This window comes from Planococcus plakortidis (assembly GCF_001687605.2).
GTDB lineage: Bacteria > Bacillota > Bacilli > Bacillales_A > Planococcaceae > Planococcus > Planococcus plakortidis.
This window is the reverse complement of sequence record NZ_CP016539.2, coordinates 1,260,801-1,274,248: the sequence shown is the minus strand read 5'-3', so window position 1 is coordinate 1,274,248 and position 13,448 is coordinate 1,260,801. Positions and strand designations below refer to the sequence as shown.

Here is a 13,448-nt window from a genome sequence, read left to right as displayed (position 1 = left end):
GGTCATTTTCTTTGTTTTAATTTAGTTAATTCATCTTCCGTCAATTCGCGGTATTCCCCAAGCTCAAGCGTTTCGTCCAACTCAAGCGTGCCCATCGACAAACGTTTCAAGAACACCACTCGCTTATTCACGCTTTCGAACATGCGCTTGACTTGGTGAAATTTCCCTTCCGTAATGGTCAATTCGATTTCGGACTCTTCCGCACTGTTCAAAATACACAGCTGTGCGGGCTTTGTCTCGTAACCATCATCAAGCGTGACACCTTGTTTGAATGCCTGTATGTCTTCCTCCGTCACGGGTCTGTCGATTCTCGCGTAATACGTTTTATCGACATGCTTTTTCGGCGACAATAGCTCGTGGGCCAATTTGCCATCGTTTGTGATCAGCAGCAGCCCTTCCGTATCTTTATCAAGGCGCCCGACCGGAAACGGCTCGAAGCGCTGTTCGTCTTCCGTCAGCAAATCGATGACGGTTTGATCGAAGCGGTCTTCCGTCGCCGAGATGACGCCTTGCGGCTTGTTCATCATCAGATAGATGAAATCACGATAGACGACCGGTTCACCTGAGACCGCCACTTCATCCGTTTTCTCATCGACATGAAACTTTGGGTCGCGCACCGTTTCGCCGTTCACTTCCACCGCTTTTGATTTCAGTAAAATCTTCACGTCTTTTCGTGAACCGAAGCCCGTATGCGACAATAATTTATCGATTCTCATAGTATCTCCTCCTAGAAGCCGAAGCGTTTGGTAAAGCGCGTGATTTTCGCGCCGAGCAGCTTCTGGGCAAGCCCTGTCTTCAAGCTGAGGTATCCATATACCGCCGCACCCACTCCGCCAATGAGGACGATGCGGATGATCGACAGGAATTTATTGTCCATGCCGATGATATAGTCCAATCCGTTCATTGCAAAATACACAGCGAACGCCATGATGGCATTCAAGATAAGTATGAGCAAAATCCGGCGGAACACCATTTTGGAGCGGTAGTTCATCGCTCTGGATATGATGATCATGTTCATGGTGATCGCCACCACGTACCCGATGATCGTCGCAGCGATCGCCCCGTCGGTCTTGAACCACATGATCAGCGGCGTATTCAGCAAGGCTTTAAGCCCCAGGCCGATAAGCAAGTTGATGACGATCCATTTCTGTTTATTGATCCCTTGCAGGATGGATGCTGTCACCGGGAATGCGGCGAAAAGGATCGCGACCGGCAAATAATGAGCCAGGATTTCTGAACCCGTTTCACTAACTTCGTAAAAGACGTGATATAACTCATCCGACAGCATCGTCATGCCGATGACGGCAGGCAAGGTCAAGAACAAGATCAGCTGGAAAGACTGGTCCAATGTTTTCGTGACTTGCAGGTGTTCGTTGCGCGTGAAATGTTTCGTGATGAGCGGGATGAGCGCCATCGAGAAACCTGTTGCGAGCATGACCGGTATCATGACCAGTTTATGTGCGGTCAGATTCAAGATCCCCAGCAAATCCGTTTCCATGATATTGTTGCCGGCTGCCATCGCCCGGTTGAAAGTCATCAAATCGACGAACTGGAACAAGGGGTTGGCGATGCCAAGGAAAATAACCGGCACGGCATATAGCAAGATCTCGCGGTACATATCGCGCAGGCGCACATCGTACGACTCGACGGACGTCGCGAGCAACTGATTGTATTCCGGTTTCTTTTTGCGCCAGAAATAGTACAAGGTGATGAGCCCGCCAAGCGCCCCGACAGCCGCTGACAAAACGGCGAACTGGATGGCGGTTTTCGGCGTGCCGTCGAACAGGTAAATGACGGCAAACGCGCCGCCGAGCAGGAAGATGATGCGGACGATCTGTTCGATCAATTGCGACACAGCGGTCGGCATCATATAGTTATAGCCTTGGAAAAAGCCGCGCCACAGGCTCATGAACGGCACGACGATCAAGGCGAAACTGACCCAGCGGATTGCGTCTGCAATATCGCCCACCGAATAGATGACTTCATCTTCCGAGATAGTGATGCGGGCAAGCGGCTCGGCCAGTAGGTATAGCGCCAAAAATGACACGAAGCCCGTGACCATCATCGTCAGCAAGCCCGAACGCAATAATCGCCTGCCGGTTTCATAGTCACCGAGTGAATTGTACTTGGCCGTGAACTTGGAAAACGCGATCGGCGCACCGGATATCGCCAGTGCAAGCATCAAGTTATACGGTATGTAAGCATACTGGTAGAGGCCGATATTGTCTTCCCCGACCATGCTGTAAAACGGGATGATATAGATGACGCCGAGCACTTTCGACAGAAATAAACCTAAAGTTAAAATGGCTGTTCCTTTAATTAATGAGGACATTTTGCACTCCCTGACTTTGTTCAAAATAAAAAGCAATCTACACGATAGTTTACACCTATAGACAAAATTACTCAACGTGTTTTGACTCGTCGTGTATACTGAAAAGAAAAACGAAAGTGAGTTTTTATCATATGTATGACATCATCATCATCGGCGGAGGCCCATCCGGTTTGATGGCTTCCATCGCTGCCGCATCGAATGGCAAGCGTGTGCTGCTCGTCGAAAAAGGCAAAAAGCTTGGAAAGAAATTGATCATCTCCGGCGGCGGCCGCTGCAACGTGACCAACCGCCTGCCGTTAGAGGAAATCGTCCGCCATATTCCCGGCAACGGGCGTTTCATGTACAGCCCGTTCTCCGTATTCAACAATGAAGACATCATCGAATTTTTCGAGAACCTCGGCGTCGCCTTGAAGGAAGAAGACCACGGCCGCATGTTCCCCGTGTCAAACCGGGCACAGGATGTGGCCGATGCGATGTTCGGTGAAATGGACCGGCTCGGTGTGGAAGTCAAACTCGATTCCCCTGTCAAAAGTTTGCTGATGGACGACGATAAAGTGACGGGCATCCGCCTGCATTCAGGCGAGGAATTCCAATCGCTTGCAGTGGTTGTCGCAGTTGGCGGAAAAGCCGTGCCACAGACCGGCTCGACCGGTGACGGCTATCCTTGGGCAGAAAAAGCAGGACATACCGTCACCGACCTCTATCCGACGGAAGTTCCGTTATTGTCGAACGAACCGTTCATCAAATCACGCGACCTGCAAGGGCTTGCCCTGCGCGATGTCGCCGTCACGGTGCTCAACAAAAAAGGCAAAGCTCTCGTCACCCACCAGATGGATATGCTGTTCACCCATTTCGGATTGAGCGGCCCGGCGATACTGCGCTGCAGCCAATACGTCGTCAAGGAAATGAAGAAAAATGGCGGCCAAGCCGTGACCGTCCGCATCAATTCCATGCCGGATGACAACGCGGAATCGGCTTTCCAGCTGCTTAACAAGCTCATGAAAGACGAACCGAAAAAAGCCTTGAAAAATGTCTGGAAAAGCTTAGCTCAAGAACGCTGGCTGCTGTTCCTATTGGGTCGTGCAGGCATTGACCCGCAACTGACCGGCGCTGAACTGCCGGCAGATAAAGTCCGTGCACTCGCAGCCGAAATGACGGCGTTCACGATGACCGTTTCCGGCACTCAGCCGATCGAAAAAGCGTTCGTCACAGGCGGTGGCGTGTCGATCAAAGAAATCGAGCCGAAGACGATGCATTCGAAGAAAAAGCCCGGCTTGTTCTTCTGCGGCGAAATCCTCGATATCCACGGCTACACCGGCGGCTACAATATCACGTCCGCCCTTGTTACCGGACACGTCGCAGGAAAAAACGCAGCCGAATTCGCTGCTTCTTATCAAACCGAAAGTCCGATTGCATAAGCAATCGGGCTTTTTTATGGAATAAACAGTGTTTCGACTGCGCTCCTTTAAAATAAACGGAATTAAATCAGAGAGGTTTCATGTGGAAGTGTTCCTAAGCATTGATTTGGTTGTCATCTTAGTATTCGCCGCCCGGCTTTGGGTTGGCCTTTGGCAATAAGCCAGGAAGAACACCTGTCTTATTGCGTCAGCTCACCCTTGACGCTCGGCGGCTGGGCAATTTTATTGTGTGAAGACTGTTTAAGCAAATCTGCTTCTTTATTAAGTTACCGGCTTGCGGGGAAATCGCTTCCCTAATTGAGCGTGGAATAGGATAGTGAGAGTTTTCTTGCGGAAATGTTATTAAATATTGATTTAAGTTTCATCTTAGTATTCGCCGCCTAGCTTTAGGTTGGCCTTTGGCAATAAGCCAGGAAGAACGCCTGTCTTATTGCGTCGGCTCACCCTTAACGCTCGGCGGCTGGGCAATTTCGTTGTGTGAAGATTGTTTACGCAGGTCTGCTTCTGTATCTAGTTGCCGACTAGTGGGGAAATCGCTTCCTGAGATGAAGCATCTGACTGGTCAGTCCTTGAATTGATACAATTGTTATTTTATTTAACAGTTGAAGACCGACGTCACTTCATTCTCTAACCTGGTTGAATCAAGTTTTAGAATATGATGCATCTTCACACCTTCTGCTGAGTGAGCTAAATAATTTACCTTCCACTCTAAAATTAGAGACGGAGCAGAAATGGCTGACTCCTGGGGAACTGCGCGGGCTGGCGAGACAAAGGTGGCGCTCTTTGCCACCTTGGCTCAATACCCACCCCATCCCCGGGCAGCTGAAAACGCGACGTCCTGTCGCATCAGCTGCATGACTCGCATCCTGCGAGCCCAAAGCAGCCATTGGAGTGCAGTCGAATAGCGGACACTTTTCCACTCACTTCTTTAATCTTCCTTGTCACATTCATATTCGAATCACAATAGAAAAGCCGCCAGGGGGATCTCCCTGGCGGCTTTCATTATTTATCCTACAACGATATTAACCAATTTACCTGGAATGGCAATGACTTTGCGCACTTGCTTGCCTTCTGCCGCCTTTTGGACGTGCTCGTCGGCGAGCGCCGCTTCTTCCAGTTGTTCTTTCGTGCTGTCTTTCGCGACAGTCAGCTTGCTTCTCACTTTGCCGTTTACTTGGACGACGATCTCGATTTCATCGTCAACCAGTTTCGACTCATCAAACGTCGGCCATGCTTCATACGTTACCGTTTCGCTATGCCCGAGTTTATTCCAAAGCTCTTCGGCCAAATGCGGCGCGATCGGCGACAGCATCTTCACGAAGCCTTCGATATATTCTTTCGGCAAATTGTCCGCCTTATAGGCTTCGTTGATGAACACCATCATTTGCGAAATCGCCGTATTGAAGCGCAGGCCGTCAAAGTCTTCGGTTACTTTCTTGACAGTCTGATGATACACTTTCTCCAGTTTGCCGTCGTTTTGTTCAACGACTTTGCTTGAGATCGTTCCGTCTTCAACCAGCAAGCGCCAGATGCGGTCGAGGAAGCGGCGTGATCCGTCGAGCCCGTTCGTTGACCAGGCGATCGACGCTTCAAGCGGCCCCATGAACATTTCGTACATGCGCAGCGTGTCCGCGCCGTGGCTTTCGATGATCTGGTCCGGATTGACGACATTGCCTTTGGATTTCGACATTTTTTCGTTGCCTTCCCCGAGGATCATCCCCTGGTTGAATAACTTCTGGAACGGCTCTTTCGTCGGTACGACGCCAAGGTCATACAACACTTTATGCCAGAAACGCGCATACAATAAGTGAAGGACGGCGTGTTCCGCACCACCGATATAGACATCAACCGGAAGCCAGCGTTTCAACAGTTCCGGATCCGCGATGGCTTCGTCGTTAACGGGATCGATAAAGCGCAAATAATACCAGCAGCTGCCGGCCCATTGCGGCATCGTGTTCGTTTCGCGGCGGCCTTTCATGCCGGTTTCGGGATGCGTGACATTGACCCATTCCTCGATATTGGCAAGCGGCGATTCGCCTGTCCCGCTCGGCTTGATGTCCGTTGTGACCGGAAGCTCGAGTGGCAAGTCCGCTTCGTCAACAGGCGACATCGTGCCGTCTTCCCAGTGGATGATTGGGATCGGCTCACCCCAATAACGTTGGCGGCTGAACAGCCAATCGCGCAAACGGTACGTGATTTTCTTCTCGCCGACGCCTTCAGTTTCGAGCCAGTCGATCGCTTTTCCAATCGCTTCCGTTTTGTTCAAACCGTCAAGGAAACCGGAATTGACGAGTTCGCCGTCGCCGGCGTACGCTTCTTCGTCGATATTGCCGCCAGAGACGACTTCAACGATCGGCAACCCGAATTGTTTCGCGAATTCGTAATCCCGTTCATCGTGTGCCGGCACGGCCATGATTGCGCCTGTCCCATAAGTCGCGAGGACATAATCGGCGATCCAGATCGGCATTTTCTCGCCGCTTGCCGGATTGATCGCATAAGCTCCAGTGAAGACACCCGTTTTATCTTTCGCGAGATCGGTACGTTCCAAATCGCTTTTCGTTTTCACTTTGTCGATATATTCGGCAACTGCTTCGCTTTGTTCAGATGTCGTGATTTCACCGACCAATTTATGTTCCGGGGCAAGCACCGCGTAAGTTGCGCCGAAAATCGTATCCGGGCGCGTCGTGAATGCGCGGAATGAAAGCCCAGTGCCATCGATTTTGAATTCAAGCTCCGCACCTTCGGATTTTCCGATCCAGTTGCGCTGCATGTCTTTCAAGCTTTCCGGCCAGTCAAGTTCTTCCAGGTCCTCAAGCAGGCGGTCTGCATATTCCGTAATCCGCAACACCCATTGGCGCATCGGGCGGCGTTCGACCGGATGGCCGCCGCGCTCGGAAACCCCGTCGACCACTTCTTCATTGGCGAGCACCGTGCCAAGTGCCGGGCACCAGTTGACCGCTACTTCATCGACATATGCCAAGCCTTTATTGTAAAGCTGGATGAAGATCCACTGCGTCCATTTATAATACTTCGGGTCGGTCGTGTTGATTTCACGGTCCCAATCATAGGAGAAGCCAAGTTCCTGGATTTGGCGCTTGAAGGTCTCGATGTTTTTCGCCGTGAACTCCGCTGGGTCGTTTCCGGTATCAAGCGCGTATTGCTCAGCCGGCAAACCGAACGCATCCCACCCCATCGGATGGAGCACGTCGTAACCTTGCATGCGTTTTTGGCGGCTCAAGATATCGGTCGCTGTGTAGCCTTCCGGATGCCCGACGTGAAGGCCGGCACCTGATGGATACGGGAACATATCGAGTGCATAGAATTTTTCCTTGCCCGGCGTGTTTTTCGTTTTGAAGGTTTTGTTTTCCTGCCAGTGCTTTTGCCATTTCTTTTCGATTTCCTTGTGGTTGAAAGACATTTCCTATTTTCCTCCTCTAAATACAAGCGGATGCCCGCATGTCCTGCATATTCTTTAGCAAAATAAAAAAATCCCGCCCCTTAAAACTAAGGGACGGGATTTTTCCCGCGGTACCACCCAAATTAGCGATTGCTCGCCCAACTTGATTCCTTAACGCGGAAAACGGCGCAATCACTGCGCAGACTCCAAGGCGAGTTCAACCATCCTGCATGCCGGCTCGCACCACCCGCCGGCTCTCTTTGATGCAAAAATGCTCTACTACTCCTCTTCACGGCCATTTGCTATTGATTCCATTTTAGCTGAGCGCCTGTCTTTATGCAATAGCTCAGTGTACTTTCACGCTGTCTGTATTCAACTCGGCATCGGTTGCAGCGACGACCTCGTCTACTGTATGGCCTTCGAATACTTCTTTCAGCACAAGGCCGGAATCCGTCACTTCGATGACCGCCCGTTCCGTGATGATCAAATTGACTACCGCTTTACCGGTCAACGGCAGATCACATGCTTTCTTGATTTTCGCTGAACCATCCTTCGAGACATGGTCCATGATGACGATGACTTTTTTCGCGCCGTGCACGAGGTCCATCGCGCCGCCCATGCCTTTGATCATTTTCCCTGGAATCATCCAGTTAGCCAAGTCTCCGTTTTCTGCAACTTCCATGCCGCCAAGGATCGCGACATCGATATGCCCGCCGCGAATCATCGCGAATGACTCTGCGCTCGTGAAGAATGCGGAGCCCGGGATCGTAGTGACGGTTTCTTTCCCGGCGTTGATCAAATCGGGATCGACTTGGTCTTCAGTCGGATACGGTCCGATTCCGAGGAGCCCGTTTTCAGACTGCAAGACCACTTGTTTATTATCGGAAATGAAGTTTGCAACCAAGGTCGGCATGCCGATGCCAAGGTTGACGTAATCTCCATCGTTGATTTCCTTTTCCGCACGTTTTGCGATTCGTTCTCTGATAGCCTGTTTGTCCACTGTTGTCCCCATCCTTTCTTAACGCGTCGTCAAACGCTCGATTCGTTTTTCCTGGTCTGCCTGCAACAGTCCTTGCACGTAGATGCTTGGCGTTTGCACATGGTTCGGGTCGATATCCCCGATTTCCACCAAATGCTCAACTTCCGCAATCGTCACTTTACCGGCAGCTGCCGCTAGCGGATTGAAGTTCTGTGCAGTCTTGTTGTAGACAAGATTGCCCATTTTATCGGCTGTATGTGCACGCACCAGCGAAAAATCAGCTGTCAATGCCATTTCGAGCACATGCTCTTTGCCGCCGAATTCACGGATTTCCTTACCCTCTGCCACAGTGGTACCGACGCCTGCCGGTGTGAAGAATGCCGGAATGCCGGCCCCGCCTGCGCGCATCTTTTCAGCGAGCGTTCCTTGCGGTGTCAATTCGACTTCGATTTCTCCGGACAGTACTTGACGTTCGAATTCCTTGTTTTCCCCGACATATGAGCCGATCATTTTTTTGATTTGCTTGTTTTTCAGCAATAACCCGAGGCCCCATTCATCGACGCCGCAGTTATTGGAAATGACGGTAAGGTCTTTTACCCCTTTATCGACGAGCGCCAGGATCAGCTGTTCCGGAATCCCGACCAGCCCGAATCCCCCAACCATGATGGTGGCGCCGTCTTGTATCGGTTCGACTGCCTCTTTGGCAGAATTGTAAATCGGTTTCATCGCGCGTTTCCCCCTCTGCAACATTAACTGAATTTTATTTCAATAAAACGCTTCCATTACCAATTTAACCAAAAGTCCGTAGTAAACGCAACAAGGACAATGTTGACATGATTATAGGCGCCTTTCCCGATGGCGGCAGCGTGGTATAATGTCAGCTGAGGAGGGTTTTATGATGGACAACGAATTTCCTTTCCCGAGTGACGGGAAGCGCTATTATACATGGAACCGCCATCTACGCGGTCAGTTCGGCGAAAAGATCATGAAAATCTCGCTCGATGCCGGATTCGATTGCCCGAACCGCGATGGCACGGTCGCTTTTGGCGGCTGCACATTTTGTTCCGTCGCCGGATCTGGTGATTTCGCCGGAGACCGGGTGGACCCGATCCCCGTCCAGTTCGAGCAAGTGAAGGCGAAAATGCACCGCAAATGGAAAGACGCTAAATACATTGCTTATTTCCAAGCGTATACGAATACCCATGCGCCGATCGAGGTCATCAAGAGACAATTCGAAGCGGCACTCGCACAGGACAATGTCGTCGGCATCAGCATCGGCACACGGCCTGACTGCCTGCCGGATGAAGTCGTCGAATACTTGGCCGAACTTAACGAACGCACGTATTTATGGGTAGAACTCGGGCTGCAGACTGTCCATGAGCGCACTGCGCAGCTCATCAACCGGGCGCATGACTTTGACACATACAAAGAAGGTGTCGACAAACTCCGCGCACATGGCATCAATATTTGCAGCCACATCATTAACGGCTTGCCGCTTGAAGACCGGGACATGATGATGGAAACCGCACAGGCAGTCGCAAAGCTCGATGTACAAGGCATCAAGATCCATCTGCTGCACTTGCTCCAAGGCACGCCGATGGTCAAGCAATATGAAAAAGGCATGCTTGAATTCCTGGAAAAGGACGCCTATATCCAACTCGTCGCCGACCAGCTTGAAATCATCCCGCCTGGCATGGTCGTCCAGCGCATCACCGGCGATGGCCCGATCGATTTGATGATCGGCCCGATGTGGAGCACGAATAAATGGGAAGTGCTGAATGGCATCGATAAAGAACTCGAAACCCGAGGCAGCTGGCAAGGCAAGCATTATGCAGGGAGCGTGATTATATGACTTTGCAGCGCGTCTTGCCGTTCACTAAATCTTTGCTTGAACAAGTTGTCCAAAAAGGCGATACAGCGGTAGATGCCACTGCCGGAAATGGGCATGATACCCATTTCCTGGCTGGGCTTACCGGTGACTCCGGAAAAGTCTACGCATTCGATATCCAGCAACAAGCGATCGAAGCGACGAGACAGCGCACAGAAGCGTTTCGTCATGTCGAATTGATTTGCGACAGCCACGCGAAAATCGATCAATACGTTACGGAATCGATCGCGGCTGCCGTTTTCAACCTCGGTTATTTGCCAAAAGGCGACCACGCGATCATCACTAAAGCAAATAGCACCTTGCAGGCGATTGAACAATGCCTGGAGCGCTTGAAAGATGGCGGCTTGGTGTTGGTGGTCATTTATTCAGGACACGACGGCGGCAGTGAAGAGCGCGACGCTGTGATGGATTACGTCAAGCAACTGCCGCAAACCCGCTACGATGTCATGAAATATGAATTCATCAATCAACGGCATTCCCCCCCGTTTTTAGTCGCAATCGAGAAAAAACAGCAGCGCCGAAAGAAATAATCGTTAAATTGAAAGAGTGTTGAAGAAGTCTATAATCTTCTATAAATGAAAAGAGTATGACACTATTCCACAATTAAAAATCAACGAATTATCTCAGTATTTGGAGAAGCGTTCGTTCGACTCCCTCGAGAAACCTTGATACGACAAGCTGAAAAGAGCAGCGTGCATTTGCGCGCTGCTCTTTTGTCTATTTCTCAACAGGACCCTCGAGAACGATTTTCCCGATGGTTTTGCCTGACATCAATTTTCCGTATGCTTCTTTCAAGTTTGCCGGATTGACCGGTGCCATCGTTTCATTGAGCGTCGACTGGACCTTGCCGCTGTCTGCCCATTCCGACAATTCATTTAATAAATGATGTTGCTCGATCATATCTTCCGTTCGGTACATGGAGCGCGTGTACATCAATTCGTAGACAAAGGTGACGCTTTTGCCAAACAAGGATGGTTCCAACGGTTCGAACGCCGGCAAAATCGAACAGATTTTTCCTTGAGGCCGGATTGCTTCAGCCATGCCTTCCATATGGTCATCGACATTCGTCAGGCAGAAGATATAGTCTACCCCGTCGATATCCAATTCCTTCAGTTGGGGCAACAATTCCCGGTGGTGGTTGATCGTGTGATGAACACCGTGATTTTTCGCCCATTCAACCGTTTCCGGCCTAGACGCCGTCCCGATCACAGTGAGCCCGGCCAAGTTGGCGATTTGCGTGGCGATCGAACCGACACCGCCTGCAGCGCCGATGATCAAGATATTTTTGCCTTTATTGTCCTGTGGGTTTTTCGAAATGCCCAAACGCACAAACAAGGCTTCCATTGCTGTCAATCCCGTCAATGGCAATGCGGCCGCTTGGGCAAAATCCAATTTTTTCGGCTTATGGCCCACGATGCGCTCATCGACCAAATGAAATTGGCTATGGCCGCCTGCCCGGACATTGGTTCCGGCATAAAACACTTCATCGCCTTCTTTGAACAATGAACAATCACTTCCGGTCGATACCACAACACCCGCGACATCCCTTCCGACAATCGTTAAGGAATCATCGTCCGGTTTTTTCGAATCACGCGTTTTGTAATCGGTCGGGTTCACCGATACCGCTTTCACTTCAACGAGCAAATCGTGCCCTTCCGGTTCAGGCCTATCCAATTCCACCGCTTCGAATTCAGGTGGCTGCTCGATATTTCCCGGTTTATAGAATCCTAATGCTGTCATTTTTGAAGTCAAATCATTTCGCCTTCCTTTCATTCATGTCGGATGTGCCGTAGCCAACCGTTCTACAATACAGCCGAGATGTCTTCCACGTATGCATCGATGACGACAGGCTGATTGCTTGCTTTCGCTTTCGATAAAGCCTCCTGCAAGTCGGTGCGTGTTTTCACCGTGTAGCCTTCCCCGCCGCAAGCGATGGCGAACGCAGCAAAATCGATATTGGCCAGCTCGACATTTGTCGGCTTATTGCCCGCCATTTTCTGTTCATCTTCAATCAATTGAAGCTTCTGGTTATTGAATATCACAATGATCATCGGCAACTTGTATTTCACCGCGGTGACAAAATCCTGCATGCCCATGGAAAATCCGCCGTCCCCGACAATTGCGATAGCCTGTCTTTCCGGATAGGCCAGTTTTGCCGCGATGGCCCCCGGCAAGCCGCACCCCATCGTGCCGAGCCAGGAAGATAACACCAATTTTTGTCCGGTCAGCTGCAAGTATTTCGCTGTCCAGATGGTGATGCTGCCGACATCGAGGGAGACGACTGCGTCCCGCTCCATGATGCGCTGGACTTCCCCCAGCACTTGCTGGGGTTGCAGCACATCCGTTTGCTTGTCGATATCGGCACGCAGCTTATCGTGCCAAGCGCTTCTTTTCTCTTGGTACTGCTCCAAGAATGCTGGATCTTGTTCACCGAGTTTACTTGTCAACCAGGCAAGCGCCGGCCCAAGTTCCCCCACTGCGCCTACCGTAGCCGGATAATATTTGCCGATCACGCGCGGGTCGATATCGATTTGGATCGCTTGCGCCTGCTCCGGCAAATACTCACGGTATGGGTAAGCCGTACCGGCAAGGATGACGAGATCGGCATGCTTCATCGCCTGTTCCGCAGGTTCCGTTCCGAGCTGCCCGAGCTGCCCGAGATTGTTCGGGTGGTCATCGGGGATCAATCCTTTTGCCGGAAGCGATGCAATGACGGGCGCCTTTAATTTTTCCGAGAATGCCAATACTTCGCCGGATGCGCCCTGTGCGCCTTTACCCGCCAAGATGACGGGTTTTTCTGCAGCTTCCAATAGCTCCAGCGCTTCATTCAAATCTTCTTCCGCCGCCCGGATATGCGGTACGGAGTACTCCGGCGAAGTCATCTCTTTCTCCCGTTTAATTTTTGTGCTGAACAGGTCGTCCGACACCACAAGCACAGCCGGGCCTTTTTCAGCATAAGCTGCCCGCACAGCCTGATTGAGCATATCCGGCAATTGCTCGGCATTTTGCGCGCGGCGGTTATAAACCGACACATCTTCGAACATCGATTCCAATTGCAGCTCCTGAAACGTATCGGTCCCGACCGAACTGCTGGTCACTTGCCCGACGATTGCGAGCACCGGCGTTTTGTCTTTTTTCGCATCGTACAAGCCATTCTGCAGGTGGATCGCCCCAGGACCGGCAATCGACAAGCACACGCCGATGCGCCCGGTCAATTTCGAATAAGCGGATGCGGCGAGCGCCCCTGTCTCTTCGTGGCGGATCTGGATAAAGCGAATGTCCACTTTTCGCAACTCCTCCATCAGTTCGTTAATTGAGTCCCCCGGCATCCCGTAAATATGTTCTATATTCCATTGCTTCAACAGCTCGACGACATGGCTGCCTGCGGTACGGTCAAACATGGGCTTCCCTTCTTTCTGTATTTTTAGTCGTTT

At 51.1% G+C, this 13,448-nt stretch carries 10 protein-coding genes and 1 other annotated feature; of the genes, 3 read left to right on the top strand and 7 right to left on the bottom strand.

Annotated elements, in window-relative coordinates; genetic code table 11:
- Positions 1-2: 2 nt before the first annotated feature.
- Together BBI15_RS06505 and BBI15_RS06500 are read right to left on the bottom strand one after the other, a co-directional pair.
- The gene (locus BBI15_RS06505; protein WP_068868815.1) at positions 3-716 is read right to left on the bottom strand and encodes a pseudouridine synthase; all 714 of its coding nucleotides are present in this window, start codon (positions 714-716) and stop codon (positions 3-5) included.
- A gap of 11 nt (positions 717-727) precedes the next feature.
- Complete coding sequence (locus BBI15_RS06500) at positions 728-2,332, bottom strand: putative polysaccharide biosynthesis protein (RefSeq protein ID WP_068868814.1); 1,605 nt, start codon at positions 2,330-2,332, stop codon at positions 728-730.
- Between the two features lie 131 nt (positions 2,333-2,463).
- Between BBI15_RS06500 and BBI15_RS06495 the strand changes: the two genes are divergently transcribed.
- Positions 2,464-3,750 (top strand): BaiN/RdsA family NAD(P)/FAD-dependent oxidoreductase, encoded by a 1,287-nt coding sequence (locus BBI15_RS06495; RefSeq protein WP_068868813.1) that lies wholly within the window; start codon positions 2,464-2,466, stop codon positions 3,748-3,750.
- A 1,006-nt stretch (positions 3,751-4,756) separates the two neighbouring features.
- Here BBI15_RS06495 and leuS read toward each other — a convergent pair.
- The 3 genes from leuS to BBI15_RS06480 all read right to left on the bottom strand — a co-directional run bounded on the left by leuS (position 4,757) and on the right by BBI15_RS06480 (position 8,852).
- Positions 4,757-7,168: a leucine--tRNA ligase gene (gene leuS, locus BBI15_RS06490; RefSeq protein ID WP_068868812.1), complete on the bottom strand. Its 2,412-nt coding sequence runs from the start codon at positions 7,166-7,168 to the stop codon at positions 4,757-4,759.
- A gap of 86 nt (positions 7,169-7,254) precedes the next feature.
- Positions 7,255-7,449: a binding site (T-box leader), on the bottom strand.
- A 44-nt stretch (positions 7,450-7,493) separates the two neighbouring features.
- Entirely contained in the window at positions 7,494-8,147 is a 654-nt protein-coding gene (locus tag BBI15_RS06485; protein WP_068868811.1) for a 3-oxoacid CoA-transferase subunit B, read from the bottom strand.
- Between the two features lie 18 nt (positions 8,148-8,165).
- The gene (locus tag BBI15_RS06480; RefSeq protein WP_068868810.1) at positions 8,166-8,852 is read right to left on the bottom strand and encodes a CoA transferase subunit A; all 687 of its coding nucleotides are present in this window, start codon (positions 8,850-8,852) and stop codon (positions 8,166-8,168) included.
- 169 nt (positions 8,853-9,021) lie between these two features.
- On the opposite strand from BBI15_RS06480, the gene mnmL reads away from it, so the two are divergent.
- Positions 9,022-9,978 carry a tRNA modification radical SAM protein MnmL/YtqA gene (gene mnmL / locus BBI15_RS06475; protein ID WP_068868809.1) on the top strand — a complete coding sequence of 319 codons (957 nt, stop codon included), beginning with the start codon at positions 9,022-9,024 and terminating at the stop codon, positions 9,976-9,978.
- Positions 9,975-10,544, top strand: coding sequence for a tRNA 5-(aminomethyl)-2-thiouridylate-methyltransferase MnmM (mnmM, locus tag BBI15_RS06470; RefSeq protein ID WP_068868808.1), 570 nt, complete (start codon positions 9,975-9,977; stop codon positions 10,542-10,544). Before mnmL ends, mnmM begins: the two co-directional genes overlap by 4 nt.
- Positions 10,545-10,731: 187 nt before the next feature.
- On the opposite strand, the gene BBI15_RS06465 is transcribed toward mnmM, so the two are convergent.
- Positions 10,732-11,754: a zinc-binding alcohol dehydrogenase family protein gene (locus BBI15_RS06465; protein WP_157101689.1), complete on the bottom strand. Its 1,023-nt coding sequence runs from the start codon at positions 11,752-11,754 to the stop codon at positions 10,732-10,734.
- Positions 11,755-11,816: 62 nt separating this feature from the next.
- On the bottom strand, positions 11,817-13,415 hold the full coding sequence (locus BBI15_RS06460) for a pyruvate oxidase (RefSeq protein WP_068868806.1): 1,599 nt from the start codon (positions 13,413-13,415) through the stop codon (positions 11,817-11,819).
- Positions 13,416-13,448 lie beyond the last annotated feature (33 nt).

Bases quoted from the DNA above. Each gene is read 5' to 3' on its own strand.
- BBI15_RS06505 (WP_068868815.1), bottom strand. From the start codon at position 716: ATGAGAATCGATAAATTATTGTCGCATACGGGCTTCGGTTCACGAAAA.
- BBI15_RS06500 (WP_068868814.1), bottom strand. From the start codon at position 2,332: ATGTCCTCATTAATTAAAGGAACAGCCATTTTAACTTTAGGTTTATTT.
- BBI15_RS06495 (WP_068868813.1), top strand. From the start codon at position 2,464: ATGTATGACATCATCATCATCGGCGGAGGCCCATCCGGTTTGATGGCT.
- leuS (WP_068868812.1), bottom strand. From the start codon at position 7,168: ATGTCTTTCAACCACAAGGAAATCGAAAAGAAATGGCAAAAGCACTGG.
- BBI15_RS06480 (WP_068868810.1), bottom strand. From the start codon at position 8,852: ATGAAACCGATTTACAATTCTGCCAAAGAGGCAGTCGAACCGATACAA.
- mnmL (WP_068868809.1), top strand. From the start codon at position 9,022: ATGATGGACAACGAATTTCCTTTCCCGAGTGACGGGAAGCGCTATTAT.
- mnmM (WP_068868808.1), top strand. From the start codon at position 9,975: ATGACTTTGCAGCGCGTCTTGCCGTTCACTAAATCTTTGCTTGAACAA.
- BBI15_RS06465 (WP_157101689.1), bottom strand. From the start codon at position 11,754: ATGACAGCATTAGGATTCTATAAACCGGGAAATATCGAGCAGCCACCT.
- BBI15_RS06460 (WP_068868806.1), bottom strand. From the start codon at position 13,415: ATGTTTGACCGTACCGCAGGCAGCCATGTCGTCGAGCTGTTGAAGCAA.